Below are 25,221 nucleotides of genomic sequence, written 5' to 3'. Positions count from 1 at the left end.
TCCCCCGTCGCGAAAGGAGCGCCCATGTCCACCCCCGCCCCGTACCGTCACAGCGGTCTCGTCTGCACCGACCACACCCTTGATGTGCCGCTCGACCACCGGTCCCCCGACGGACCCGCCATCAGCCTGTTCGCGCGCGAGGTCGTCGCCGCCGGCCGCGAGCACGAGAACCTGCCCCGTCTGCTGTGGCTGCAGGGCGGCCCCGGCGGCCGTGCCGAGCGCCCCAACGTGGCGGGGGCCTGGCTGCGCCGCGCCCTCACCGACTACCGCGTGGTGCTTCTGGACCAGCGCGGGACCGGCCGCTCCACACCCGCCGACCGCGTCTCGCTCGCCCGGTTCGGCACCGACTCCGCGGCGGCCGCCGGGTATCTCGCGCACTTCCGCGCCGACTCGATCGTCCGCGACGCCGAACTGCTGCGCCGCCACCTCCAGGGCGACGCGCCGTGGAGCGTCCTGGGCCAGAGCTTCGGAGGCTTCTCCACACTCACCTATCTGAGCCTCGCGCCCGAGGGGCTCACCCAGGCGTACATCACCGGCGGCCTGCCGACGCTGACCGGACACGCCGACGAGGTGTACCGGGCGGCCTACGCCCGCACGCTCGCCCACAACGAGCGCTACTTCGCCCGCTACCCCGGCGACCAGCGCCTCGCCGACGCCGTTGCCGCACATCTCGAAGCGCACGATGTCCGGATGCCGGCCGGCGAGCGCCTCACCGTCCGCCGGTTCCAGACCCTCGGCATCATGTTCGGCACGTCGGCCCGATTCGACTCGCTCCACTACCTGCTGGAGACCGCGTTCACCGAAGGCGCCCACGGCCCGGAACTCAGCGACACCTTCCTGCGCGGGGTGGACGCCGCCGTCTCCTTCGCCGAACGCCCCCTGTACGCCGCGCTCCACGAACCGATCTACGCGCAGGGCGGCCGCGCCACCGCGTGGTCCGCCCACCGTGTGCGGGAGGAGTTCCCCGCCTTCGACGCCCGCGCGGACACCCCGGTCCGGTTCACCGGCGAGATGGTCTACCCCTGGCAGTTCGAGGAGGACCCCGCGCTCGTCCCCCTGCGCGGCGCCGCGGAGCTACTCGCCGCGCGCACCGACTGGCCGGTCCTCTACGACCCGGACCGGCTCGCCGCCAACGAGGTGCCCGTCGTCGCGGCCGTCTACCACGACGACATGTACGTCGACCGCGCCCAGTCCCTCGCCACCGCCGACGCGGTCCGCGGTCTGCGGACCTGGGTGACCGACGCCTACGCCCACGACGGGGTGCGGGCCGACGCCGCCGTGCTGGACCGGCTGATCGCCATGGCCCGGCACGAGGCCTGAGCGTCCGCCCGCACCCGCGGGCCGCACCGAGGACGGGCCGCCGGGCAGGGAACCGGCGGCCCATTCTTGGTATGGACACGACCAAATGTCATGGCTAGTCTCGGAGTTGGTCTAGACCTAGTGAGGTGGAGCGCGCCCGCCCCACTCGTCCGCAGCGCCCCCACACTCCCCCAGGAGCGAAGCATGCGCCGAAGGATCACCTCATCACTGCTCGGGCTCGGCGTCGCCGGAGCCTCCCTCCTCGCCACCACCGGCAGCGCCCAGAGCCACGGCTACACCGACTCCCCCATCAGCCGTCAGCAGCTCTGCGGCAACGGCACCGTGCGCAACTGCGGCCAGATCCAGTGGGAGCCGCCGAGCGTCGAGGGCCCCAAGGGCTTCCCCGCCCGCGGCCCGGTCGACGGCACCCTCTGCGCCGGCGGCAACGGCCGGTTCTCGGAACTCGACGACCCGCGCGCCGGAGCCTGGCCCGCGACACAGGTCGGCGGCGGACAGAACCACACCTTCCGCTGGCGGATCACGGCACGCCACGCGACGACCGACTTCCGCTACTACATCACCAAGGACGGATACGACCCCACCAAGCCCCTCACCCGGGCCGACCTGGACCCGCAGCCGTTCCTGACCGTGCCCTTCGGAGGCCGCCAGCCGGGCTCCACCGTGACCCATGACGGCGTGCTGCCGCAGAAGTCGGGCAAGCACCTGATTCTCGGCGTCTGGACCATCGCCGACACCGGTAACGCCTTCTACGCCTGCTCGGACGTGAAGTTCTGAGCCCCACCGGCTCCCGCACGCGCAACCGTCCGGGGCGGGCGGTCCCCAAGCACGGGACCGTCCGCCCCGGAACGCGCGACCACGCCCGCCCTCAGCCCTCCAGGTAGACGGCCCGCCCGTCCGCGCGGGCCGCGTCGACCGCCACGAGACGGTCGAAGCCCTCGGGGGCCATGACGGGCTTCCACTCCTCAAGGGTGCGCACGAGCAGTTCGGTGTGCTCGTCGGGGTCGAGCACCACGGCGGAGATCTGCTCGTCGCTCAGGACACCGCCGTCGAAGATGAAACCGATGTGGTTCGCGGGCCACGCCTCACCCCGGTGACCGGTGAAATGGGTGCCCAACAGCCGGGGTTCGCCGGTGAATTCCATGCCGGTCTCCTCGCGGCACTCGCGCAGCGCGCACTGCCACGGGGTCTCGCCCGGGTCCATGTTCCCGCCGGGCCACTGCCAGACCTCCCGGTCGTACACGGACCGCAGCTGGACCGGACGGCCGGCGGTGTCGGTGAAGTAGAGGCAGGCGTAACCGGTGGACTGGGCGATGGTCTTGACGTACTCATGCGGCGGAAGCCAGGCGTGGGTCATCTCGGTCCGTCCCGTCGAGCTGTGCGGCAGGCAGTGGCAGCGGATCATTATGCCGAGACAGGCCCCCGCGGTACGACGGCCGTTGCCCCTTCATCACCCTCCGCGCGTCTGTGCGGCCACCCCCGTACCCACCTCCGCACCCACCTCCGCATCCGAGGCCCCTCCGCGGACACGCCCATGAAGGGCGACATGCGCATGAGGCGAGGCTAACCTAAGTTTTCTTGTGACCGGCACGCGTGCGCGACTGGGCAGCCAATACGCGTTAGGTTAGGCTTACCTAACGATAGGGGAGGTTGCTCATGCCTGATCACATACCGGGGCACATTCCGTACGGTCATGGTGAGTTCGAGGGCCGCACGGTGCTGGTGACCGGTGCGGGACAGGGCATCGGCGCCGCGGTGACCGAGGCGTTCGCCGGGCTCGGAGCGCGGGTCGCCGCCACCGACCTCGGCGCATCCGGCATCGACCGGCTCGCCGGCACACACCGGTCGGTGACCGCCTACGTCATGGACGTCACGGACCGGCACTCGGTCGACGGCATCGTGGCGAAGGCGGAGAGCGACCTCGGCCCACTCGATGTGCTGGTGAACGTCGCCGGAATACTCCGTACCTCTCCCGCCGCCCAACTGTCCGACCAGGACTGGGCGGACACCTTCGCCGTGAACACGACCGGCGTCTTCCACACCTCCCGTGCCGTCGCGGCCCGGATGACGCGGCGCGGTGCGGGCTGCATCGTCACCGTCGGATCCAACGCCGCCGGAATCCCCCGCACCGGCATGGCCGCCTACGCCGCGTCCAAGGCCGCCGCCGCGATGTTCACCAAGTGTCTCGGGCTGGAACTCGCCCGCGACGGCATCCGCTGCAACGTCGTCGCGCCCGGATCCACCGACACCGCCATGCAGCGCGGCCTGTGGACCGACGAACACGCGCACCGGCGGGTGATCGACGGCGACCCGGCCACGTACCGCACCGGGATCCCGCTGGGCCGCATCGCCGAGCCGCACGACATCGCGGACGCCGTGCTCTTCCTCGCGTCGGACCGGGCCCGCCACATCACGCTGCAGGAGCTCTACGTCGACGGCGGCGCCACGCTCCGCTGAGCCGGCCCGCGCGGCTCCCCACCGAGCCGCCCCGCCCCCGCGCAACCCGCGCTTCCCCGCACCGCTTTCACCTGCCTGCTTCCCCTACCTTCCCTTTCCGGGAACACAAGAAATGGAGCCCCCGTGTCGACGGCATCCCAGGTCGCCACACACGTCCCTGCGGCCGGACCGGCCCCCGCAGCGGTCGGAGCGGCCACTGCGCTCCTGGACGCCTACACCCCAGGCGCCCGGTTCCTGGCCACCCCCTCCCGCACACTCCTCGCACACGGGGTGCACAGCGAAGTACCCCACGGCGAGCAGCCGTTGGCCGAGCGGGTGACCGCCACCCTGGCGGCGGCCCGCGCCTCGGGCCATCTCGCGCCCGTGGTCATCGGCGCCATCCCCTTCGACCATGAGGCGCCCGCGTCACTCGCCGTCCCCCGGACGGTCCGCACCGCACCGGCGCTCACCGCCGACCCGCTGATCGCGCTGCCCGCCCCCGCACCGGACGCCGCCGACTGGCAGGTGCGCGAGGTCCCCGGGCCCGCGGAGTACGAGGCCGGGGTCGCCGGGGCCGTGGCGCGGATGTGGCGCGGCGAGTTCAGCAAGGTGGTACTGGCCCGGACCCTCGAACTGACCTCCCCCGGCCCACTGGACATCCGCGGACTGCTGGAACGCCTCGCCCGCCGCGACCCCTCCGGCTATACGTTCGCCCTGCCCACCTCTCCCACCGGCACCCTTCTCGGCGCCAGCCCCGAACTGCTGGTCTCCAGGCGGGGCCGCCGGGTCGTCGCCAATCCCCTGGCGGGCTCGACACCCCGCAGCGGCGACCTCGCCGAGGACGTTCGCCGCGCGGCCACCCTGCTGGAGTCCGCGAAGGACCTCCACGAGCACGCCGTCGTGGTGGACGCGGTGCATCAGGCGCTCGCCCCGCACTGCTCGGACCTCACCGTGCCCGCGCAGCCGACCCTGATCCGGACCGCCACCATGTGGCATCTCTCCACGACCGTGACCGGCACCCTCGCCTCCCCGGACACCTCCGCCCTCGAACTGGCCTGCGCCCTGCACCCGACGCCCGCCGTGTGCGGCACCCCGACCGCCACCGCGCGCCGGGTGATCCGCGAGACCGAGCCCTTCGACCGGGGGTTCTTCACCGGAATGGTGGGCTGGGGCGACGCGGAGGGCGACGGTGAGTGGGTCGTGACGATCCGCTGCGCCGAAGCCGGGGAGCACGGGCTCCGGCTGTACGCGGGGGCGGGAGTCGTCGCCGCGTCCCAGCCGGAGTCGGAGACCGCGGAGACCGCCGCGAAGTTCCGTACGTTCCTCGACGCGGTGGGAGCCGAGCTGTGAGCCACCCCCGTACGACGGGCCTTCAGGCGCCCACCTGGCCCGCGGAGTTCGCCGAGCGCTACCGCGCCGCCGGGTGGTGGCGCGGTGAGACCTTCGGGCAGCTGCTGCGCGACCGCGCCGCCGCCCACCCCGACCGCATCGCGATCGTGGACCCGGCCGGCGGAGGGCGCCGCTGGAGCTACGCGGAACTGGACCGGCGGGCCGACGCGCTCGCCGCCGGGCTGCTCGGCAGGGGCATCGGCAAGGGGGACAAGGTCGTCGTCCAGCTCCCCAATGTCGCCGAGTTCTTCGAAGTGATCTTCGCGCTGTTCCGGATCGGCGCACTGCCGGTCTTCGCGCTGCCCGCGCACCGGGAGACCGAGATCCGGTACTTCTGCTCGTTCACCGGGGCGGTCGCCCATGTGATCCCCGCCGTGCACGACGGCTACGACTACCGGGATCTCGCCACCGCGGTCAGGGCCGAAGTCCCCACGCTCCAGCATGTGTTCGTGGCCGGGGGCGACCCCGGCGGGCACGAGGCTCTCGCCGATGTCCCGGCCGAACCGGTGCACATCCCCGGACCGGCCCCGGACGATCTGGCCTTCCTCCAGCTCTCCGGCGGCAGCACCGGAGTACCCAAACTGATCCCGCGCACCCACGACGACTACATCTACTCACTGCGCGGCTCCAATGAGCTGTGCGGCGTCGACGAGGACAGCGTCTACCTCTGCGCCCTGCCCGCCGCGCACAACTTCCCGCTCTCCTCGCCCGGTTCGCTGGGCGCGCTCCACGCGGGCGCCCGCGTCGTGCTGGCCCCGCAGCCCACCCCGGACGTCGCGTTCCCGCTCATCGAACGGGAGGGCGTCACCCTGACCGGGCTGGTGCCGCCGCTCGCGCTGGTGTGGACGGAGGCGGCGCCGTCGAGCGCGTACGACCTCAGCAGCCTCGATGTGCTCCTGGTGGGCGGCGCGAAACTCAGCGAGGAGGCCGCGCGGCGGGTGCGGCCCGCCCTCGGCTGCACGCTCCAGCAGGTCTTCGGAATGGCGGAGGGACTGGTCAACTACACCCGCCTCGACGACCCCGCGGAGACCATCGTCACCACCCAGGGCCGGCCGATCTCCCCCGACGACGAGATCCGTGTCGTCGACGACGAGGACAACGACCTGCCCGTCGGCACGGCCGGGCATCTGCTCACCCGCGGTCCGTACACGATCCGCGGCTACTGGAACGCACCCGAGCACAACGCCCGCTCCTTCACCGAGGACGGCTTCTACCGCACCGGGGACATCGTCCGCCTCACCGCGACCGGACATCTGGTCGTCGAGGGGCGCGCCAAGGACCAGATCAACCGGGGCGGCGAGAAGATCGCGGCCGAGGAGGTCGAGAACCACATCCTCGCCCACCCGGCGGTGCACGATGCCAATGTGGTCGCCGAGCCCGACCCGTATCTGGGCGAACGCACCTGCGCGTACGTCATTCTGCGGGCCGGGGCCGAGCCGCTGACGCCCGTCGCCGTCAAGAAGTTCGTCCGCGGCCGCGGCCTCGCCGCCTACAAGGTGCCCGACCGGGTCGCGTTCGTGGACGCTTTTCCGCAGACCGGTGTCGGGAAGATCTCCAAGAAGGACCTGCGCGCGGCCGCGACCGGCCCCACGGCCTCGTCCCCGGCCGCCCCATCCACCGCCTCACCGACCGCCCAGAACTGAACGGACCGTCACCGACATGCCCCTGCCCGCCATTTCCCCCTATCCGATGCCGACCGCAGCCGACCTGCCGGCCAATCGGGTCGCGTGGAGCGTCGACCCGGCGCGCGCCGTACTGCTCGTACACGATCTGCAGAACTACTTCCTGGGCGCGTTCGACCGCACGGCCTCCCCCGTCACCGAACTCCTCTCCCATGTCGCCCTGTTGAAGAAGCGGGCCGAGGAGCTCGGCATCCCGGTCGTCTACACGGCCCAGCCCAGCGACCAGTCGCCCGCCGAGCGCGGACTCCAGCAGGACTTCTGGGGCCCCGGGCTGCCCGCCGACGCGCATCTGGCCGCGATCGCCGACGAGGTGGCTCCCGGCGGCTCGGACACCGTGCTCACCAAGTGGAAGTACAGCGGTTTCGTCCGTACGGACCTGCTGGAGCGGCTGCGCGAACAGGGCCGCGACCAGCTGGTGATCACCGGGATCTACGCGCACATCGGTGTGCTGATGACCGCCTGCGACGCCTGGATGCAGGACATCCAGGCCTTCGTCGTCGCCGACGCCGTGGCCGACTTCTCGGCCGACGACCACGCGATGGCGCTGCGCTGGGCGGCCGGCAGATGCGCGATGGTCACCACCACCGGCACCGTCCTCGGGGACAGCTGATCACTAGGGCGCCGACGCGCGGTTCCCGTTCCTGACTCCGCCGTGCGGCCGGTGGACGCCGTGGCGTTCACCGGCCGCACGGCGGTGCGGCGGGGGGAGGGATCAGTCCCCGACCGGGTCGGGGGCGCACGGCATTCCTATGTCCCGTCGCCGAAGGTCCACACGGCCCGGCTGCCCGGACCGACGACGAGGGTGGACCGGCCGATCCGCTCCTCGTGCCGGTCCTCCACGGGCCGGTTGAGCGACATCTCGATCTGCCGCAGACCGGCCTGCTCGCGCGGGACGGGGTCGAGCCGGAGGGCGGTGCCACCGCCTTGCGCGAGAACACCACCGTCCTGCGCCGTCCGGACGTCGAACCCGCCCGCCCGCAGCAGCGGCACCGTGTCGGCCAGGTCCCCTTCCGTGACCGCGAGGCGCACGGATGTCACATCACGCATCACATGGCTGCGGTAGCCGTCGGACAGATAGCGCTCCCGGCCGACGTCACCGGGATACGCGGCCGGCTCGGTGTTGCCGCGCGGGTCGGCGAAGTACTCCGCCAGGTATTCCATCCCCCAGGCCCCGAAGGCGTCGTACTGGGTGGTGGTGAAGACGGCGTCGAACCAGGGCACCGGGACCCCGTCGCCGAAGTCACGTGTCTGACGGAACTCGACGGGATCGGCCGTCCCCTGGTCGCGCAGCCGTTGGACCACCGTCTTCAGATCCCCGGCGCGCTCGGCCGAGATCCCCATTCCGGTGGAGCCGTGGGTGCCGTCCTGGCCGGGCAGGTCGCCCACCCCGAACAGTTCGAGGTAGGTCTCGCGGCCCATCAGATAGCGGCCGGTCCAGGTGGCTCCGTCCGCTCCGGTCGTCGTGCGGACCTGGAACTCGGCGAAGTCACGGAGATAGCCGGAGTGTTCGATGGCGTCGGCGGTCTCCCGGTCCAGCACCCCGTAGGCGTGGTTGAAGAAGAGAAGTTGCCGTGGTGCGGGCGGGGGCGTCCCGTCGGCCTGTGCGGTCCCGCCACCGCCTGCCACGCCCGCGATGGCCAGTGCGAAGGTCATGGCGAGGACGAGGGGTATCCGTAACATCTGGCGAAGCAGCATGCGAGGCATCGTAAGGGCTGTCCCGTAATCCCTGGTGGATCAGCGCGCGGCGTCAGCTGCGGTGCATCGCGAGGCGGAGGGACGCCCGCATACTGGATGTATGCGGGCGTTCCGACAACGCGGCGAGGTGCCGTAGCTGTCGTCGTGCGCCCGCCAGGGATTACGGGACAGCCCGTAGGCCGGGTACGGAGCGATCGACGGGTATTTTGCGCGCACCCGGACCGGGGCGGCCGTCTCCCTCCGGCCCGCCACCGGGTCACCGGCCCCGCTGTCCGGCCGGGGTGACGCGTTCCAGGCCGTAGTAGTCGGCGACGCAGGAGGCGGGCCAGACCATGTTGCGGCTGAACGGCTCGGTCATCCTGCTGATGGGCGTCCGCCGGTAGGGCAGGACCTGCTCGCCGGCCGCCGAGCGGCTGCGGAGCCAGGTGTCCTGGTCGTCCCATTTCCGCGCCCGTGCGGACATCTCGGAGTCGAGGGTCCCGAGCGACGCGAGCAACGAGAGGCAGACCACGGCGTACACCGTCGCGCCTGCCGCCAGCGGCGCCCCGGCGCGGCGCACGAGGTGTCGCCATCCCCGGGCGAGGAGTGTGCCCGCATGGACGAGAAGCAGGATGTAGAGCAGCAGGTAGTCGTTCCACAGACGGTTCGAGGTCGCGACGCTCGCCCCGAAGGCGGGATACGTGATGACCGTGCACAGATAGCCGGAGACGACGAGGGCGCAGAAGCAGGCACCGGCGCACAGCAGCTCGCTCCTCATGGGGAACGGCCGGCCGTACGGGAACCGGGCCAGCAGCCCCAGCACGAGGCCGACGGCCACCGCGCCCAGATACTGCCACGCCGTGAGACAGGTGACGGCGATCCGGCCGAAGCCGTCCAGGGAGGCGAGGAGCGACTCCGGGGCGAGCATCGAATCGGCGCCGTGGACCTCGCGGCGGTGCCGCGCCCCCGGGGACGTGAAGAGGAGCAGTCCCGCGATCAGCATGCCCGCGATCCCCGCCGAGCACCACGTCCGCACGAAGCGCCGTCGCACGCGCGGAACGGCCCGCCCGCTGATCAGCAGCAGGCCGCCCAGGACGGCCACCGCGACGACGCAGGTCTCCTCCGACAGTGTGCCCAGGGACAGTCCGGCGGCGAAGACGGTGAGCAGGGCGAAGCCCCGGCCCCGCCGTGAGGTGGCCCGCAGTGCGGGAATGGCCGCGGCGCAGGCGAACACCGGCGGCAGGGTGTGCGAGACGGACGCGGCCGGCCAGTAGAACGTCTTGTACGTGTTGGCGGTCCCGAAGAGGAACAACGCCGCCACCATGGCGGCCACCAGGAACGGGACTCCCCGCGGGAGGCCCGCCGCCGCCCTGCGCAGGACCGTGGCGGTGAACGCCCAGAGAAGCCCGAGGACCAGCAGCCCGCTGATCAGCCCGAACCACTGGTGGCCCGTGACACCGAACCGCGCGTAGGCCCACACCAGCACGGCGTTCACGACCCGCCCGTTGTCCAGGAACCAGAACCTGTGCGCGATCGCGGACAGTCCGCCGTCCTGGACCAGCGGCAGAAAACACCAGTCGTCGCCGCTGGGGCGGACCCAGCGGCCGGACCGGGCGGCCGCGGCAAGCAGGCAGACCGGCAGAAGTGCGAGCGCCTTCACCCACAACGGCGTCCACCGTCGCACCGCCGCCGGGCCCAGAGCGCTCCCCGCCCGGAAGTCTCCTGCTGGAGTTCCGCCGTCCCGGACGCCCTTGGCCGGTGTGGCCGCGTCCTGTCTCTCCGGTGTGGCCGCGTCCTGGGTGCCGCTGACGCGCCGCTCGCGAACGGTCCTCTCCGACACGCGTTCCACGACTGGTCTCCCTTCCACGTCGAATGCGCACGGTGCGCACGGCCCACGGCCCACGGCCCGCGCAGGGCGGTGGCGGCAGCTCGGAGCTGTCCCGTGGGGAGAGCGGCTTCCTCCGTGCGGGAGTACAGCTTGCGGCCCATGAGGGGCCGGATGCGCGATCCGCGGGAGGGTTCGGGGAAATGGCTCCCGGCTTCGCCCATTCGGTGCCACCGCGAAGGCCCGCACGGCCATATGACGCGCGTCCCTCACGCCGGACTGCAAAATTCACTCGACACAGATTCCGGCCGAGGCGTGCCTGGAGAGCGCGTGCCACGCCCTGAGATTCCGTAACCACACCTGCCGGGGAACTCAATGAACGAATGCCAGGTCTCGATCGTCGTTCCGTGTTTCAACGAGGATGAGGTGCTCAACCCCTTTCACCACGCACTGATTTCGGTCCTCGAATCGACCCGGAGAACCTTCGAGGTCTGTTACGTCGACGACGGCAGCCGCGACCGGACCAGGCAGCAGCTGCGCACGCTCGCCACGGCGGATCGGCGGGTCCGCTACACATCCTTCAGCCGGAACTTCGGCAAGGAGGCGGCGATGCTCGCGGGGCTGCGCATGTCGCGGGGTGACTCCGTGGTTCTCATGGACGCGGATCTCCAGCATCCGCCGGGACTCGTGCCCCGCATGCTCGAACTGCGGCGGCACGGCTACGACCAGGTCGTCGCCCGCCGGGACCGCGCGGGCGACGGCGCCTTGCGCAGTGTGCTCAGTTCGGCCTACTACCGGACCATGGGGCGCTGCATGGATGTCGAACTGACCGATGGCGAGGGAGACTTCAGACTCCTTTCGCGTCCCGCCGTGGACGCGGTCCTCGCCCTGCCGGAGGCCAACCGGTTCTCCAAGGGGATCTTCTCCTGGATCGGCTTCGACACCGTCAGTTTCACCTACCCCAATGTCCGCCGCGCCGCGGGAAGCTCGAAGTGGGGTGGCAGGCGGCTCCTCAACTACGGAATCGACGGCCTCATCTCCTTCAACAGCCGACCGCTGCGCCTGGCCATCCATGCCGGGCTCGCGCTGTCGGTCGCCGCGTGCGCGTACGCGCTGTGGATCATCGCGGACATCGCCCTGCACGGGGTGCGGGTACCGGGATTCGCCACCATGCTGGTGGTCGTCGTGGCGCTCGGCGGAATTCAGCTCGCCACGCTGGGGATCATCGGTGAATACGTGGGGCGCATCTATTACGAGACGAAGCGCCGGCCGCCGTACGTGGTCCGCGAGACGGAAAGCGGCAGGGGCCGGGAAAACGGGCCCGTCGGGATCCGCGACGGGCGCACGACACTACCGGCGGTGGACCGGGCAGCGCCCGCCACGGTCTCGGCCGGGGCCGTCGGCTCCGGCGCCGGAGCCGCGGAGACCGGCCGGCGGGCCGGTGACGGCCGGGGGGCCGCACCGGCAGGCGCCGAGCCGCCGGAGCACGATGGGCACCGGCCCCCCTCCCCGGCGGTTCCCCCGCAGCACTGAACGGCCCGGGGCCACCGCACTCGCCGGGCGGGCCGCCGGGTCAGACCGCCGAAGCGATGTTCGGCACCAGGGGACCGGAGCCGTCGACCAGGTCGCGGGCGACGGAGGCGAACGCCGCTCTGTTGGGCAGGCCGGTCTTCTGGAGAACGCTCGCCACATGCTTCTCGACCGTGCGCGGCGAGATGTGCAGCCGGCCGGCGATTTCTTTGTTGGCGATCCGTTCGGCGAGCAGCCGGGCGACATCGAACTCGCGCACCGTGATGCCGAACCTGCGGAGGTGCGGCGGCACCTGTTCGGTACCGTTCCGTCTCTGCCGGACCGGCGCGCCCATCCCGCGCAGCAGCGCCCGGCAGGCGCCGGCCGCCTCCCGGAGACACGCTCCGTGGAAGTACTCCTCCGCCTCGCGCAGCCAGTCGACCGGTGTGCCCCAGCCGTCCTCGTACGCCGAGCGCGCGACCAGCCGCAGGCACAGATGGCGGGCCATCGGGTAGAGCGCGGCCGCCTCCAGTGCCGCGCCCGCGGCGGCCGTCGCCTCGCCGGAGCGGCCCTCACGGCCCAGCAGCACGGCGTGCGCCAGGCCGGTGAACTGACGGTTCCAGCGGGTTTCGCCGACGCTCGCCGCCGTGATCCCGGCGTAGTGCCGCCGCCCCATGCGCCCGGCCAGCACGCCGAGCAGCAGGACGATGCCGTGCCTGCCGAAGTCCGCGGTCGCCGGGTTCTCCGCGTCGTAGGCGAGCGCCCGCGCGAACTCCTGTTCCGCGTCGTCGTGCTTCTCCTCCAGCAGCGAGCAGAACGCCCGCGCCAGCCCGTACGCCATGGGCCGTACGCCCGGCGCCGCGTCGATGAGCGGGGCCAGCCGCTCCAGCGCCTCCTGCATCTCCGCGCGCCGCCCGCGGTGGGCGTGGCGTACCGCCTCGGCGAGCCGCAGCAGGGACAGGGCCCGGCCCAGGCGCAGGCGTGACGCTTCGGCCGCCCCCTCGCGGATCCGGTCCCCGGCGGCCTCGAACTCGCAGCGCCGGATCTGGTCCAGGGCCAGCACGAAGCCCGTCTCGTGCGCCAGCGGCAGCAGGCCAGCCCGCAGGCACTCCTGCCGGGCCTGTTCGACCCGGGCGGGGCGGCCGTCGCGCCGCGCCGCGAGCCGGGCCAGATGGACCTCCGCGTACACCCGGAGCGCGGGGAGCCGGCGCGCGCGGGCGATCGCGCATGCGCGCAGGAAGTACGTCGTCGCGGTCTGCTCGTCCTGGTCCCGGGCCAGCTGTCCCAGAATCAGCAGGGCTCTGCAGGCCACCGCCGGCAGGTCCGCGCGCCGGGCGGCGTCCGCTGCCTGCTGGGCCAACTCGGCTGCCGTGCGCAGCCGTTCGGGCGACAGCCGGCTCAGCTCGACCTGCGCCGCGGTGACATCCACGACGGCGGCCACGGCGTCGGCAGGGCACTCTCCGAGCAGCCGGCGGGCGATGTCCAGGTGCCGGAGGGCTTCCGCGGGCCTGCCCGCCGGCAGGGCGATGTCCGCCAGCCGGGCGTGGAGCCCGGCCCGGTGCGGAGCGGCCGCACCGGCCTCGGCCGGGGTCTCCGGACGGGCGGCCGGCGCGGGTATCCGGTCGGGCCGTGCCGCGCGGGCGATCGCGTCGAGCAGATGCGCCAGCTCCGTGGCGCACGGTTCGGGGGCGACCAGCCGGTGTGCCTCGGTCCGCGGGTCCGCCACGACGCCGTCCCGGCCCGTGTCGTCGATCCCGTTCACATCAGCAGGTGGGGATCGGGGAGGGTTCCGGACAGGTCCCGCCCGTGCCGGGCACCCACCGCGGTGGCGGGCAAGGCTCCTCGTCCGCCGACGCCGGCCATGAGTCAGACACCGGTCCCACCTCCCCGGCGGGGCCGCCTCGGCGCCGCCGGGGACGATCGTACGAAGGCGGTGACCGTCCCCGGCAGCCGTCCTTTTGGGGGGCTTGCGCGGTGATCAGTCCCCGTCGAGCCGGTCCTCGTGCACCCTCCGGGCCAGATCGATCTTCGTGTACGTGGGACGGCCCGCCCGCTGGTACTTGGACTTGACCCGGTCCAGGTAGTCCTTGGCGGTGTGGACCGTGATGCCCGCCCGCCTGGCGGCCGACTTGAGGGTCATCCCGGACGCGTAGTCGAGCAGGATCTGCCGCTCCCGGGGCGAGAGCCGGGGGCGGGCGGGGCTGTTGTCGTGCGCGCAGGCGAAGGCGAGCTCCGGTGAATGGGCGCCCAGGCCCGCGGCGATGTCCTTGACCGCCGCGACCAGCGTCGGCAGATCGTTGTCCTTGGTCAGATAACCGTCGGCGCCGGCCCGGAGCGACTCGATGACGCGCGCGTGGTCCGGGACGGTGCTGATCACCAGGACCCTGCTTCCGCCGCGCCGCAGCCGCCGGATGTTGTCGGCGGAGGTGGAGCCGTCCCTCAGCAGGAGGTCGAGGAGAACCACGTCGGGAGGGACGTACCCCGTCCCGGGGCGCACCGGGACGGCGGAGCCGCGGACGGGCGCCGCGTCCGGCTCGCCGAGCAGTTCCCCGGCGGTGGCCACGGTCGCCACCAGCCGCAGCTCCGGCACCCCGTCCAGCCAGGCCCGCATGCCGTCGAGGAGCATCCTGTCGTCGTCGACCACCGCGACGGTGATCACCCGGGCCATCGCAGCTCCACCCGTACCCCTTCGCCGGGGGCGGTGTCCACGGTGGCGCGGCCGCCCACCTCCGCCATCCGGCGGTGGACCGAGCCGCGCAGCCCGAGACCGGGCACATACCGCTCGGGGTCGAACCCCGGCCCTCGGTCGACCACGGTGACGACGGCGCCCCCTCCGCCCTGGGACTCCCCGGCAGCGGTGAGATACGCGTGTCCGGTACCCGCGTGCCGGCGAACGTTGTTGAGGGCCTCCCGCGCGGCGTCCGCGAACGCGGCGGCGACCTCGGGCGGCACCTGCGGCAGGTCGTGGTACCGCGCGGTGACCCGCAGTTGCAGACTCTCCACGGAGCCGATCGCCTCCTCCAGCGCGGCACCGATCTCCCGGTGGTGGACCTCGTCGGCGGTCTGCTGGATCAGCCGGCGCAGATACGCCGCCTCCCGGCCGCAACGCTCCCGCACCTGCGGGGCGTTGGCGTCGAGACCGCCGGCCGCGAGGGTGGTCAGCGTGGCGAGGACGGTGTCGTGCAGCGCCCGGTGGTGCTCCAGCCGCTCGGCATAGCGCGCCTTGTGCGCCTCGGCCGCCAGCGCGCGGGCGTTGGCCTCGTCGAGGAGACGTCCCTGACGGCGCAGGTACCACCAGAAGACCCACGCCATCGCGGCGGAGAACAACAGCGAGTTGACGTGTCCGGCGAGGACCGCGGGGCCGGCGCCCACCAGCCGGTAGCCGATCAGATGGGTCAGCACGAGAAGCACGATGGCGGCGGGGACCTGGAACCGTTCGAGGGCGACGGCAGCCGCGGCACTCGCCGAACCGCCGAGCAGCATCGCCCATCCCATCGAGGCGGGATCCTGGACACCGCCCCACGCCCAGAGGGCGAACGGCAGCGCGCACCCGCTGACCAGCACGTCCGCCCGGACGTGCCACCGGTCGAACCAGCCGCGCCGCAGCGCTGTGCCGTAGACCAGCACGCTCAGCCCCAGCGCCGCGGCGAGTCCCGCGTACTGCATGGGGTGGCCCGGCCGACTGCGGGCGAGCGCGAGAAGACCGACCGTCAGATGGCTCGCCCGGTAGAGCAGGGTGGCCAGAATCATGAAGGACTGGGCACGCTGGAGCCCCGACCACGCCCCCGGTGCCACCCGCGGGGCCCGTGAGCCTCGTAAAGATCGTCTCGGTAGGGGTGTTGCCGACACGTCATGCCTCCCCGGACCGGTGGCACCGCGGGGCCCGGCACCGTCCCGCTGGATCGGGGCCGGGGTCCACAGTGTCCACAAGTGTCACTGCCAGCACGTATTTTGCCCCAGCGTCCGCATGGGGAGAGAAGTGCGCGGCAGGCTTTCCGGCGGGCACGGACGAACGGACGTCCGACGCCGACGCTGCGGACTGAGATGATCGGGTCCCGACGATCACCCCGCCGGGCCGGTGCCGGACGGCATCCCGCCCGCCCCCTCATTCCATCCGGGAGAGCGCCAGATCATGATCACTGTCCACCTCACATACGAGATCGACCCGTACAAACTGGCGGACTTCGAGGAGTACGGCAGGCGGTGGGTGAGGCTCGTCGATCGTTTCGGCGGCACGCACCACGGCTACTTCCTGCCGAGCGAGGGCGACAGCGACATCGCGTACGCCCTCTTCTCCTTCGGCAGTCTCGCCGAGTACGAGAAGTACCGCATCGCCAGCGCGAGCGACCCGGAGTGCCAGGAGGCCTTCGAACTCGCCCGTACCAGTGCCTGCATCAGGCGGTACGAACGCCGGTTCCTCAGGCCGCTGGCGACCGGGGAGTGAGCTGGGGCGGATGTCCCGCCACCACGCCCGGCGGGTGCGCCGGTGCCCGGGGGGGGGACCGGCGCCCCTCGCGATCCGGCCCCGCCGGGGCCACCGGTACCCCGGATCAGCCGCCGACGTACGCCGCGAGGTGCTCGCCCGTGAGCGTGGAACGGCCGGCGACGAGGTCGGCGGGGGTTCCCTCGAAGACGACCAGACCACCGTCGTGACCGGCGCCCGGACCGAGGTCGATGATCCAGTCCGCGTGCGCCATGACCGCCTGATGGTGCTCGATGACGATGACCGACTTCCCCGAGTCGACGAGCCGGTCCAGCAGGCCGAGCAGCTGCTCCACGTCGGCGAGGTGGAGGCCGGTCGTCGGCTCGTCCAGGACGTACGCCCCGCCCTTCTCCCCCATGTGGGTCGCCAGCTTGAGCCGCTGCCGCTCGCCGCCGGACAGCGTGGTGAGCGGCTGGCCGAGGCTGAGGTAGCCGAGCCCGACGTCGGCGAGCCGGACGAGGACACGGTGCGCGGCCGGTGTGCCCGCCTCGCCGGATCCGAAGAACTCCTCGGCCTCGGTCACCGACATCGCGAGCACCTCGCTGATGTCACGGCCGCCCAGGTGATAGTCCAGCACGGACGCCTGGAACCGCTTCCCCTCGCACTCCTCGCACGTGCTGGAGACACTGGCCATCATCCCCAGGTCGGTGAAGACGACACCGGCGCCGTTGCAGGTGGGGCAGGCTCCCTCGGAGTTGGCGCTGAACAGCGCGGGCTTCACGCCATTGGCCTTCGCGAACGCCTTGCGGATCGGGTCGAGCAGTCCGGTGTAGGTCGCCGGGTTGCTGCGCCGCGAACCCTTGATCGGCGCCTGGTCGATGAACACCACGCCCTCGTCGGCGGGGATCGACCCGTGGACGAGCGAGCTCTTCCCGGAGCCCGCCACACCCGTGACGACGGCGAGCACCCCGAGCGGGATGTCGACGTCGACGCCGCGGAGATTGTTCGCCGTCGCGCCGCGGATCTCCAGCGCGCCTGTGGGCTTGCGCAGGGTCTCCTTCAGCGAGGACCGGTCGTCGAAATGGCGGCCGGTGACGGTGCCGGCGGACCGCAGCCCCTCGACGGTGCCCTCGAAACAGACGGTGCCGCCCGCCGATCCGGCGCCGGGGCCGAGGTCGACGATGTGGTCGGCGATGGCGATCGTCTCCGGCTTGTGCTCCACGACGAGCACGGTGTTGCCCTTGTCCCGCAGCCGCAGCAGCAGGTCGTTCATCCGCTGGATGTCATGGGGGTGCAGGCCGATGGTCGGCTCGTCGAAGACGTACGTGGTGTCGGTGAGCGAGGAGCCGAGATGCCGGATCATCTTGACGCGCTGCGCCTCGCCGCCCGACAGGGTGCCCGCCGGCCGGTCGAGCGCGAGATAGCCGAGGCCGATCTCCACGAACGAGTCCAGGGTCTGCCCCAGCGCGGCGAGCAGCGGCGCCACCGACGGCTCGTCGAGACCGCGCACCCAGGCGGCCAGGTCGCTGATCTGCATCGCGCAGGCGTCGGCGATGCTGATCCGCTCGATCCTGGAGGACCGGGCGCCCTCGCTGAGGCGGGTGCCGTCGCATTCGGGACAGGTGGCGAAGGTGACCGCCCGCTCCACGAACGCCCGGATGTGCGGCTGCATCGCTTCCTTGTCCTTGGACAGGAACGACTTCTGGATCTTGGGGATCAGCCCTTCGTAGGTGAGGTTGATCCCGTTGACCTTCACCTTGGTCGGCTCACCGTAGAGGAAGTCCCGCATTTCCTTCTTGGTGAACCTGCTGATCGGCTTGTGCGGGTCGAGGAAGCCCGACTGGGCGTAGAGGCCCACGGTCCACTGGCTGTCCGACTTCCAGCCGGGGATGGTGAACGCGCCCTCGGCGAGGGACTTGGAGTCGTCGTAGAGCTGGCTGAGGTCGATGTCGGAGACCGTCCCGCGGCCTTCGCAGCGGGTGCACATGCCGCCGGTGCGGCTGAAGGTGGCCTTCACCGCCTTCTTGGCACCGCGCTCGACGGTGATGGCGCCGCTCGCCTGGACGGAGGGAACGTTGAAGGCGTACGCGCCGGGCGGGCCGATGTGCGGCTTCCCCAGCCGGCTGAAGAGGATGCGCAGCATCGCGTTGGCGTCGGTGGCGGTGCCGACCGTGGAGCGCGGGTCGGCGCCCATGCGTTGCTGGTCGACGATGATCGCTGTCGTCAGGCCTTCGAGGACATCGACCTCGGGCCGCGCCAGTGTCGGCATGAAGCCCTGGACGAAGGCGCTGTAGGTCTCGTTGATCAGCCGCTGCGACTCGGCGGCGATCGTGCCGAACACCAGCGAGCTCTTGCCGGAGCCGGAGACCCCGGTGAACACCGTCAGCCGGCGCTTCGGGATCTCGACGCTGACGTCCTTGAGGTTGTTCACCCTCGTGCCGTGCACGCGGATCAGATCGTGGCGGTCCGCCTCGTGCGGCACAGGCGCCTGCGTGCCGGTCCTCGTGGCCATGCTTGTCGTATCTCCATCTGTTGCGCGGGACCGTCGCCGCGGTCTCCGTCTGCGTCACCCGGCTCGCTCCGCCGGCTGTGAGCTGTCCGTCCGGTTCCCGCCACCGCCGCCCGAGCGGCGGTGGCCCGCCCACCGTAGCGGCGGTTGTGGACCTCAGTGTTTGCGAGGCTGGCTGAAGCGCAGCATGTTGCCGGAGGGATCGCGGAAGGCGCAGTCGCGGACCCCGTACGGCTGGTCGATCGGCTCCTGGAGGACCTCGCCGCCCGCGGCGCGGATGCGCTCGAAGGTGGCGTCGCAGTCGTCGGTGCGGAAGATGACGCCGCGCAGCAGGCCCTTGGCCAGGAGTTCCGCCATGATCGCCTTGTCGGCGGGCGAGGCGTCCGGGTTCGCGAGCGGCGGTTCGAGGACGATGTCCACGTCGGGCTGCGACGGCGCGCCGACGGTCACCCACCGCATCCCCTCGAATCCGACGTCGTTGCGCACCTCCAGGCCGAGAGCGTCCCGGTAGAAGGCGAGCGCCTTGTCGTGGTCGTCGACGGCGATGAAGCACTGTGAAAGCGTGATGTCCATGCGTTTCACGCTACGGGCGGGGGCCGGGTTTCGCTTCTCCATTCCTGACCGGTCGCGTGTGGATCCTGGCGATGCAGGCCGGGACGGCGGCGCCCTCGTCGTGGCGGCGGGCGCGGTACGCGCTCGGGCTCTCACCGACCAGCTCGGCGAACCGCGAGCTGAAGGACCCCAGTGAGGTACAGCCGACCGCGAAACAGACCTCCGTCACCGAAAGGTCGCCCCGTCGCAGCAGCGCCTTGGCCCGCTCGATCCTGCGCGTCATCAGGTAGCTGTACGGGGTCTCCCCGAAGGCCGCGCGGAAGCTGCGGGAGAAATGCCCCGGGGACATGAGGGCGGTGCGCGCCAGCGCCGGTACGTCGAGTGGCTCCGCGTACTCGCGGTCCATCCGGTCACGGGCCCGGCGCAGCCGGACGAGGTCCTCCAGCGTCACACGCCCAGCATCCCACAGCGGCGCGCGCCGCCGGTGCGGCTCTCCGTCCCCGGCCGTACGCCCTCATGGGGGCGGGTGCACCGGCGCGCACCGTCAACGCCTGCCGCAGGCCTGCCCGATCGGGTGATGTATGGCGAGTCGCGAAAGTCTCGGCACTGTGTGGGCAGGCTCCAGACGACCTACCAGGGAGGGGAATTCGTGGGACTGTCACGCGACTACGGGCGTGCCATCAGCGAGGGTCCGACACCGGCCGATACCGCGGGGGCGCTCGCCCTGCCCTATCCGAGCGGCTGGGCCGCCGTGGCCTTCTCCGAGGAGCTGCGGCCGGGCGTCGTGCTCACCCGGCCACTGGCGGGACAGGACGTGGTGCTCTACCGGCTCGGCACCGGCGCGGTGCGCGCCGTCCGTCCCTACTGCCCGCATCTCGGCGCACATCTCGGTCTGGCGAAGGTCGACGGTGACGATCTTGTCTGTCCGTTCCATTTCTTCGCGTTCGGCCCCGACGGCACATGTGTCCGGACGGGATACGACACAGCGCCGCCGAGGTCTCCGCTGGCGCACCTGCCGGTGCACGAGGTCAACGGGGCCGTCTTCGTCTGGCGCCATCACGACGGCCGGCAGCCGGACTGGTTCGTCCCGGCCTGGCACGAGGTGGGAACCCGGCCCGCCCGCTACGCAGCCTGGGAACTGGCCGGCAATGTCCAGGAGGTCATCGAGAATTCCGTGGACCTCGGACATTTCGCCACCCTGCACGGCTGGGCCAAGGCCGAGATCGGCGGCCCGGTCGCCTACGACGACGCCACCTTCCATGTGTCCATGCGGGCCCATGAGTCGGCGCCTGTCCTGGGGGACTTCGTCGTCGAGGTGGAGGTGGACGGATACGGGCTCGGCTGTCTGCACGCCGATGTGTACACACCGCGGATCGGGCTGCGGATGTGCACCATGGTCATGCCGACGGCGATCGCACCCAACCGGATGCAGTTCCGTCAGCGCAACCGCATCGCCTTCGGCGAACCGGCCGGGCTGCCGGCCCCGCTCGCCCGGGTGGTGAGCCGCACCGCCGCCCGGCTGCTGGACCGGGCCGTCTTCCGGTCGAGCTGCGAGTTCACCGCGGCCGATTTCCCGATCTGGAATCACAAGCGGTATCAGCAGCCTCCCCGGCTGGCTCCCGGTGACGGGCCGATCGGTCCGTTCCGGCGCTGGGCCCGGCGGTTCTACCCGCCGGTGGCAGAGGCGGAGGGAGTGCCCGGACAGGCTTCGGCGAACGGATCGACGGGGCCGACACGCCGTGAGAGCTCCCCGGCCGCTTCGTCGGGACCGGATTCCCCGTGAGCCGGGCGGGTTCCCGGCGCGCCCCGGGCCACAGTCCGTGAGGCGGAGGGGACGCGCCGTTCTCCCGGGCCCTCGTGCGGGCCCGGGAGAACGCGTACAGCCGTGATGTCTGTCCCATATGCCGCCTCAGCCGGGAGCCCGGCCGGGCCGGCGGGGCCCTACCAGGTCACCGGAAGCCGCAGCGGACTGCGGGATGTGGTGCCCAGGCGCCAGCTGACATCGGCCACCGGCTCCGCCGGACGCAGACCGGGGAATCTGGCGGCCAGCCGGTGGAGGGCCAGTTGCAGCTCCAGCCGGGCCAGCCAGGCACCCAGGCAGTAGTGGGGCCCGGCTCCGAACGACAGGCTCGGGGCTTCCAGAGGCGTGAACAGGTCGTCCTCGTCCGCCCGCCGCGGAAAGACCTCGGGGTCCCGGTTGGCCATCCCGCAGTCGGCGACGACCACCGCCCCGGCCGGAATGGTCACCCCGCCCACATCGACCGCGACGGACGCACGGCGTACGCTCCCCCGGTCGTCGCCCAGTGGAATCAGGTGGAGCAGCCGGTCGGCCGCCGCCCCCGCGGTCTCCTCGTCGGCGCCGAGGCGGGGCCAGGACTCCGGCCGTTCCCCGAGCAGGTAGAGCAGCGAGTTGCCGAGCATCGTCATCGTGCTGTCGTGGCCTCCCACCACCAGCCCGCAGACCAGGCTGACCAGTTGTGCCTCGGGGATCCCGCCCTCTTCCTCCGCGGCCACGACCACACTGCTGACCAGGTCGTCCCCGGGGCTGTGCCGCCGCTCGGCGAGCAGTTCCGCGCCGAACGCGGTGAACTCGGCCAGTGCCCTGTCCACTTCGTCGCCGGAGTGGGAGCCGTCGGTGAAGGCGTGCTCGCTCCAGTGCCGCAGCCGGCTCCGGGCGGAGTCGTCGAGCCCCATGAGCCGGCTGATCACCGCGACCGGCAGCGGAAGGGTGAACTCGGCGACGATGTCCACCGGTGGCTGCCCGCCCTCCAGTTCGTCCAGGAGCTGGTCCACGATCGACGCGATCCAGGGGCGCCAGCGGGCGACGGCCCGCGGGGTGAACGCGCGGCGCAGGGTGCGCCGCAGCCGCAGGTGCTCCGGGCCGTCATGGTTGAACAACAGGTCCGGGCTGTTCACCAGGCCGGGCCCGTCCGCCAGGGCCGGGCCGTCCGGAGCGTACAGCTCCGCACGGCCGAACCCGGAGTCGCTGAGCACGTGCCGCACATCGGCGTACCGGCTCACCAGCCAGGCAGGGGACCCGTCGGGCAGCGTGATGGTCCGGGGTGCCCCGGGCTCGTCGAAGTGCAGACGGTGGAGCGGGAGCAGCGGCTCATCGGAGCCGGTGTTGGTGGTGCTGTCCGCGGCGGGCACGGTACCTCCGGGTGTTGTCGTCCGTTTCGCTACGGGTCACAGCTCGACCAGCACCTTGCCCAGGTTCGCCGACCGGTGGTGGTAGAGGCTCCCGTAGGCGGCCGGAATGTTGTCGAAGCCCTGGTGGAGGGTGTGGTCGCAGACGACCTCGCCCCGGCGGATGCTGCCGCCCAGCTCGGCGTGGAGCGTCTGCCAGTTCTCGTCGGTGAACCACTCCAGGGAGAAGATGCCGCGGATCGTCGTGCGCGGGAACATGATGTACGGCAGGAGACGGGGTCCCACCGCGTCCCGGCCCACCTGCGTCGCCCACTGCCAGCAGACCGCCACCTGGCTGTCGACGTTCAGCATGGAGAACACGGCGTCGGTGACGGCGCCGCCCAGATGGTCGAGGTATCGGTCGACACCGTCCGGTGCCGCCCTCAGGAGCGCCTCGCGCACACTGTCGGCGCTGTCTCCGTGCCGGTATCCGATGACCGTGTCGAAGCCGAGCGCGGTCAGCCGGTCGGCCTTCCGCGGGCTCGATGTCGTACCGATCACGCGCGCTCCGGCGAGCACGGCGAGCTGGCCCGCGAGTGTGCCCACGGAGCCGGACGCGCCGCTGATCACCACGGTGTCGCCGGGGCGGACCGTCATGAATTTGTTCAGGGTGCCCCAGGCCGTCATGCCGGGGCCGCCCATCGCGCTCAGCGCAGTCAGCAGCGGCAGGGAGTCGTCGTACCAGGCGGGGTCGAGGCGGCGGTAGGCGGGGAAGACCATCGGGAACGTACCGGTCTGCCAGAGCTCGGGGACGCCCGTGCTGACCAGGTGGGTGCGCCAGCCTCCGAAGCCCTGCACCAGGTCGCCGGGCCGGTGGGCGGCCCGCGGCCCGGCGTCCAGCACCTCCATGATCGAGTCGGCTCCCATGAGTTCGCCCAGCGGGGTGTCCAGGGCGATGCCCTGGAGATAGGGGTCCACCGAGACGTACAGCGTCCGCAGCAGCATCTCGTCGGGCGCGAGGTCCACGTCGATGTCCTCGACGACCTTCTCGTAGACGCGGTTGATGTCGGGCACACCCTCGATGTGCTCACGGACGACCCACTTCTTGATCTTCATTTCGTTCCCCTTTCCACGCCGACGGTCCTCCCGACCGGAATGACGAGATGGGTCGGCAGTGGCCCGGTCTCGTCGATGGAGGCGGTGAATTTCCTGTCGTCGTCACGGCAGATGAACTGCACGACGTGCCGGCCGGCCGCCGCGGCCCGGATCAGGCCGCCCGTCGTCGCCCAGACACCGGACTGGTAGAAGTTCTTCAGGCCGGGCAGTCCGGGGCCGTGTTTCTTGACGAGTTCCTCCAGCGTCTCCCCGCTCTCCACGAACGGCTGCCAGCCGAGGACCGTCCCGTCGTGGTTGCCCGTGTAGCGGACCTGGGTGAGCGGGCTCGACACATCGCGTACGGCGATCGATTCCTCGATGCCGGGGTAGCGCTCCTCCAGGAACTTCACGAGCGCGACGCGTGCCCGGCGTTTGGCCGCGTAGTAGCCGCGTCCGTGGCGCACGGGCAGCGTGTGGAGTTCCTGGCCGCCGCGGGCACGGGTGATCTGTTCCGGGCCTTCGTCCAGTGCGCGCCAGGGAGCGATGTCGCAGAAGTACGTGGCATAGATGACGGTCGTCTTCTCGGGGGAGAGCTCCGGGTAATGGCTGCTGCGGAACTGGACGTTGATGCTCGGGTGACGGATGCCGGTCAGCTCGGCCGCCTGGGCGTCGTCCAGCAGGTACGTCGTGCACGGGTCGCCCTCCGGGAAGGCCCGCTTGAGCCCGAGGAACAGGGTGAAGTAGCCGGGGAAGACCATGCCGGGTTCATGAATGGTCTTGGTGTAGAGCCGGCGGTAGGCGTCGTTGAGGAAGCGGCCGCCCAGCAGCTTCATCATGGTGGTGTACCCGTCGCAGGCCGACACGATGATGTCGGCACGCAGCTCGCGCCCGTCGGTGAGGCGGACCCCCACCGCCCGGTCCCCCTCGACGAGCACCTCCTCGACCTTGGTGTTGTACGTCACCTCCCCGCCGAGCCGCCGGTAGCGCCGCTCGATCGACTCCGACAGTCCGAGCGATCCGCCCTCGGGGACGCCGGCGGAGAGATTGGCGTGCGAGGCGAGCTGGAAGTGGGTCGGCAGAACGGGAAACGCCGGGTGCTTCTCGTACAGGACGAAGTTGAACGCCTGGCGCAGCAGCGGGTCCTTGAACCTCGCGGAATAGTCGGACATCAGCACGCCGATGGACTTGCGGACGGCGTTGAAGTACGGGACGAACGAGGCGAGCATGCGCCAGCGTTCGATGCGTCCCATCAGCCCGACCGGCTTGAGGAAGGGGTAGACGGCGAGACATTTGCGAAAGGCGCGCAGTTGGCCGCAGAACTGTCTGATCTGTTTCGCGTCGGCGGGTGAGAGTTCGGTCAGATGGGCCTCCAGCCGGTCCGGGTCGGAGTAGAAGTACACCGCCCGGCCGTCCTGTGCGCGCACGATGTTGAACACGTCGAAATGGCGTACCTCCTTGCCCTGCAACGCGCCGAGCTCCAGCCAGATCTGGTGCATCTCGTTGCCGGGGCCGCTGCCGAGCAGCCAGCTGACGCAGGCGTCCAGGGTGAAGTCCCCCCGTTCCCAGGCGGTACAGCACCCTCCGGGGATCTCGTGCATCTCCAGGATCTGCGTCCGGTAGCCGTTGAGCTGGGCGTAGCAGCCGGTGGAGAGTCCACCGAGCCCCGCCCCGATGATGATCATCG

General features: G+C 71.5%; 21 protein-coding genes. 9 read left to right on the top strand and 12 right to left on the bottom strand.

Going from position 1 to position 25,221, the window contains the following annotated elements:
- The first annotated feature begins 24 nt into the window (after positions 1-24).
- Both OHA98_RS17485 and OHA98_RS17480 read left to right on the top strand, forming a co-directional pair.
- The gene (locus OHA98_RS17485; protein ID WP_266926840.1) at positions 25-1,320 is read left to right on the top strand and encodes an alpha/beta fold hydrolase; all 1,296 of its coding nucleotides are present in this window, start codon (positions 25-27) and stop codon (positions 1,318-1,320) included.
- A 183-nt stretch (positions 1,321-1,503) separates the two neighbouring features.
- Positions 1,504-2,094 (top strand): lytic polysaccharide monooxygenase, encoded by a 591-nt coding sequence (locus OHA98_RS17480; protein WP_266926838.1) that lies wholly within the window; start codon positions 1,504-1,506, stop codon positions 2,092-2,094.
- Between the two features lie 91 nt (positions 2,095-2,185).
- Here OHA98_RS17480 and OHA98_RS17475 read toward each other — a convergent pair whose 3' ends face one another.
- Positions 2,186-2,674 carry an NUDIX domain-containing protein gene (locus OHA98_RS17475; RefSeq protein ID WP_266926836.1) on the bottom strand — a complete coding sequence of 163 codons (489 nt, stop codon included), beginning with the start codon at positions 2,672-2,674 and terminating at the stop codon, positions 2,186-2,188.
- 299 nt (positions 2,675-2,973) lie between these two features.
- Between OHA98_RS17475 and OHA98_RS17470 the strand changes: the two genes are divergently transcribed.
- From OHA98_RS17470 to OHA98_RS17455, 4 genes are all read left to right on the top strand, one after another.
- Positions 2,974-3,774, top strand: a complete 801-nt coding sequence (locus tag OHA98_RS17470; protein WP_266926835.1) for a 2,3-dihydro-2,3-dihydroxybenzoate dehydrogenase — start codon at positions 2,974-2,976, stop codon at positions 3,772-3,774.
- A 123-nt stretch (positions 3,775-3,897) separates the two neighbouring features.
- Positions 3,898-5,103, top strand: coding sequence for an isochorismate synthase DhbC (dhbC, locus tag OHA98_RS17465; protein ID WP_266926833.1), 1,206 nt, complete (start codon positions 3,898-3,900; stop codon positions 5,101-5,103).
- On the top strand, positions 5,100-6,785 hold the full coding sequence (locus tag OHA98_RS17460) for a (2,3-dihydroxybenzoyl)adenylate synthase (RefSeq protein WP_266926831.1): 1,686 nt from the start codon (positions 5,100-5,102) through the stop codon (positions 6,783-6,785). Before dhbC ends, OHA98_RS17460 begins: the two co-directional genes overlap by 4 nt.
- A gap of 16 nt (positions 6,786-6,801) precedes the next feature.
- Positions 6,802-7,434, top strand: a complete 633-nt coding sequence (locus tag OHA98_RS17455; RefSeq protein WP_266926829.1) for an isochorismatase family protein — start codon at positions 6,802-6,804, stop codon at positions 7,432-7,434.
- Between the two features lie 137 nt (positions 7,435-7,571).
- Here the strand turns inward: OHA98_RS17455 and OHA98_RS17450 are convergent, their stop codons facing one another.
- Entirely contained in the window at positions 7,572-8,519 is a 948-nt protein-coding gene (locus OHA98_RS17450; RefSeq protein ID WP_266926827.1) for a DUF5829 family protein, read from the bottom strand.
- 256 nt (positions 8,520-8,775) lie between these two features.
- Complete coding sequence (locus tag OHA98_RS17445; protein WP_266926825.1) at positions 8,776-10,347, bottom strand: DUF6056 family protein; 1,572 nt, start codon at positions 10,345-10,347, stop codon at positions 8,776-8,778.
- A 351-nt stretch (positions 10,348-10,698) separates the two neighbouring features.
- Here OHA98_RS17445 and OHA98_RS17440 point away from each other — a divergent pair, with 351 nt between their 5' ends.
- Complete coding sequence (locus OHA98_RS17440; RefSeq protein WP_323179571.1) at positions 10,699-11,856, top strand: glycosyltransferase family 2 protein; 1,158 nt, start codon at positions 10,699-10,701, stop codon at positions 11,854-11,856.
- A 40-nt stretch (positions 11,857-11,896) separates the two neighbouring features.
- Here the strand turns inward: OHA98_RS17440 and OHA98_RS17435 are convergent, their stop codons facing one another.
- The 3 genes from OHA98_RS17435 to OHA98_RS17425 all read right to left on the bottom strand — a co-directional run bounded on the left by OHA98_RS17435 (position 11,897) and on the right by OHA98_RS17425 (position 15,582).
- On the bottom strand, positions 11,897-13,594 hold the full coding sequence (locus OHA98_RS17435; protein WP_266926823.1) for a helix-turn-helix transcriptional regulator: 1,698 nt from the start codon (positions 13,592-13,594) through the stop codon (positions 11,897-11,899).
- A 216-nt stretch (positions 13,595-13,810) separates the two neighbouring features.
- On the bottom strand, positions 13,811-14,500 hold the full coding sequence (locus OHA98_RS17430) for a response regulator (RefSeq protein WP_266926821.1): 690 nt from the start codon (positions 14,498-14,500) through the stop codon (positions 13,811-13,813).
- Complete coding sequence (locus OHA98_RS17425; RefSeq protein ID WP_266926819.1) at positions 14,488-15,582, bottom strand: sensor histidine kinase; 1,095 nt, start codon at positions 15,580-15,582, stop codon at positions 14,488-14,490. The genes OHA98_RS17430 and OHA98_RS17425 overlap by 13 nt, the downstream gene beginning before the upstream one ends.
- A 382-nt stretch (positions 15,583-15,964) precedes the next feature.
- On the opposite strand from OHA98_RS17425, the gene OHA98_RS17420 reads away from it, so the two are divergent.
- Positions 15,965-16,276: an NIPSNAP family protein gene (locus OHA98_RS17420; protein ID WP_266926817.1), complete on the top strand. Its 312-nt coding sequence runs from the start codon at positions 15,965-15,967 to the stop codon at positions 16,274-16,276.
- Positions 16,277-16,382: 106 nt separating this feature from the next.
- Here the strand turns inward: OHA98_RS17420 and OHA98_RS17415 are convergent, their stop codons facing one another.
- From OHA98_RS17415 to OHA98_RS17405, 3 genes are all read right to left on the bottom strand, one after another.
- Positions 16,383-18,767, bottom strand: a complete 2,385-nt coding sequence (locus OHA98_RS17415) for an excinuclease ABC subunit UvrA (RefSeq protein ID WP_266926816.1) — start codon at positions 18,765-18,767, stop codon at positions 16,383-16,385.
- Between the two features lie 153 nt (positions 18,768-18,920).
- Complete coding sequence (locus OHA98_RS17410; RefSeq protein WP_266926814.1) at positions 18,921-19,337, bottom strand: VOC family protein; 417 nt, start codon at positions 19,335-19,337, stop codon at positions 18,921-18,923.
- A 10-nt stretch (positions 19,338-19,347) separates the two neighbouring features.
- Complete coding sequence (locus OHA98_RS17405; RefSeq protein WP_266926812.1) at positions 19,348-19,767, bottom strand: helix-turn-helix domain-containing protein; 420 nt, start codon at positions 19,765-19,767, stop codon at positions 19,348-19,350.
- A gap of 198 nt (positions 19,768-19,965) precedes the next feature.
- Between OHA98_RS17405 and OHA98_RS17400 the strand changes: the two genes are divergently transcribed.
- On the top strand, positions 19,966-21,099 hold the full coding sequence (locus tag OHA98_RS17400; RefSeq protein ID WP_266926810.1) for a Rieske 2Fe-2S domain-containing protein: 1,134 nt from the start codon (positions 19,966-19,968) through the stop codon (positions 21,097-21,099).
- Positions 21,100-21,257: 158 nt separating this feature from the next.
- Here OHA98_RS17400 and OHA98_RS17395 read toward each other — a convergent pair whose 3' ends face one another.
- From OHA98_RS17395 to OHA98_RS17385, 3 genes are read right to left on the bottom strand one after another with little or no spacing between them, the layout of a single operon-like run.
- Positions 21,258-22,466, bottom strand: coding sequence for a cytochrome P450 (locus tag OHA98_RS17395; protein WP_266926808.1), 1,209 nt, complete (start codon positions 22,464-22,466; stop codon positions 21,258-21,260).
- Positions 22,467-22,502: 36 nt separating this feature from the next.
- Positions 22,503-23,558 (bottom strand): NADP-dependent oxidoreductase, encoded by a 1,056-nt coding sequence (locus OHA98_RS17390; RefSeq protein WP_266926806.1) that lies wholly within the window; start codon positions 23,556-23,558, stop codon positions 22,503-22,505.
- A complete protein-coding gene (locus OHA98_RS17385) occupies positions 23,555-25,219 on the bottom strand; it encodes an NAD(P)/FAD-dependent oxidoreductase (protein ID WP_266927939.1) in 1,665 nt (554 codons plus the stop codon). The genes OHA98_RS17390 and OHA98_RS17385 overlap by 4 nt, the downstream gene beginning before the upstream one ends.
- Between the last annotated feature and the right edge of the window lie 2 nt (positions 25,220-25,221).

The organism is Streptomyces sp. NBC_00654, from assembly GCF_026341775.1.
GTDB lineage: Bacteria > Actinomycetota > Actinomycetes > Streptomycetales > Streptomycetaceae > Streptomyces.
This window is presented reverse-complemented; position numbering and strand designations above follow the sequence as displayed.

Coding starts and splice junctions, on each gene's coding strand:
- OHA98_RS17485 (WP_266926840.1), top strand. CDS start 25: ATGTCCACCCCCGCCCCGTACCGTCACAGCGGTCTCGTCTGCACCGAC.
- OHA98_RS17480 (WP_266926838.1), top strand. CDS start 1,504: ATGCGCCGAAGGATCACCTCATCACTGCTCGGGCTCGGCGTCGCCGGA.
- OHA98_RS17475 (WP_266926836.1), bottom strand. CDS start 2,674: ATGACCCACGCCTGGCTTCCGCCGCATGAGTACGTCAAGACCATCGCC.
- OHA98_RS17470 (WP_266926835.1), top strand. CDS start 2,974: ATGCCTGATCACATACCGGGGCACATTCCGTACGGTCATGGTGAGTTC.
- OHA98_RS17455 (WP_266926829.1), top strand. CDS start 6,802: ATGCCCCTGCCCGCCATTTCCCCCTATCCGATGCCGACCGCAGCCGAC.
- OHA98_RS17450 (WP_266926827.1), bottom strand. CDS start 8,519: ATGCTGCTTCGCCAGATGTTACGGATACCCCTCGTCCTCGCCATGACC.
- OHA98_RS17440 (WP_323179571.1), top strand. CDS start 10,699: ATGAACGAATGCCAGGTCTCGATCGTCGTTCCGTGTTTCAACGAGGAT.
- OHA98_RS17430 (WP_266926821.1), bottom strand. CDS start 14,500: ATGGCCCGGGTGATCACCGTCGCGGTGGTCGACGACGACAGGATGCTC.
- OHA98_RS17425 (WP_266926819.1), bottom strand. CDS start 15,582: ATGATTCTGGCCACCCTGCTCTACCGGGCGAGCCATCTGACGGTCGGT.
- OHA98_RS17420 (WP_266926817.1), top strand. CDS start 15,965: ATGATCACTGTCCACCTCACATACGAGATCGACCCGTACAAACTGGCG.
- OHA98_RS17415 (WP_266926816.1), bottom strand. CDS start 18,767: ATGGCCACGAGGACCGGCACGCAGGCGCCTGTGCCGCACGAGGCGGAC.
- OHA98_RS17410 (WP_266926814.1), bottom strand. CDS start 19,337: ATGGACATCACGCTTTCACAGTGCTTCATCGCCGTCGACGACCACGAC.
- OHA98_RS17390 (WP_266926806.1), bottom strand. CDS start 23,558: ATGAAGATCAAGAAGTGGGTCGTCCGTGAGCACATCGAGGGTGTGCCC.
- OHA98_RS17385 (WP_266927939.1), bottom strand. CDS start 25,219: ATGATCATCATCGGGGCGGGGCTCGGTGGACTCTCCACCGGCTGCTAC.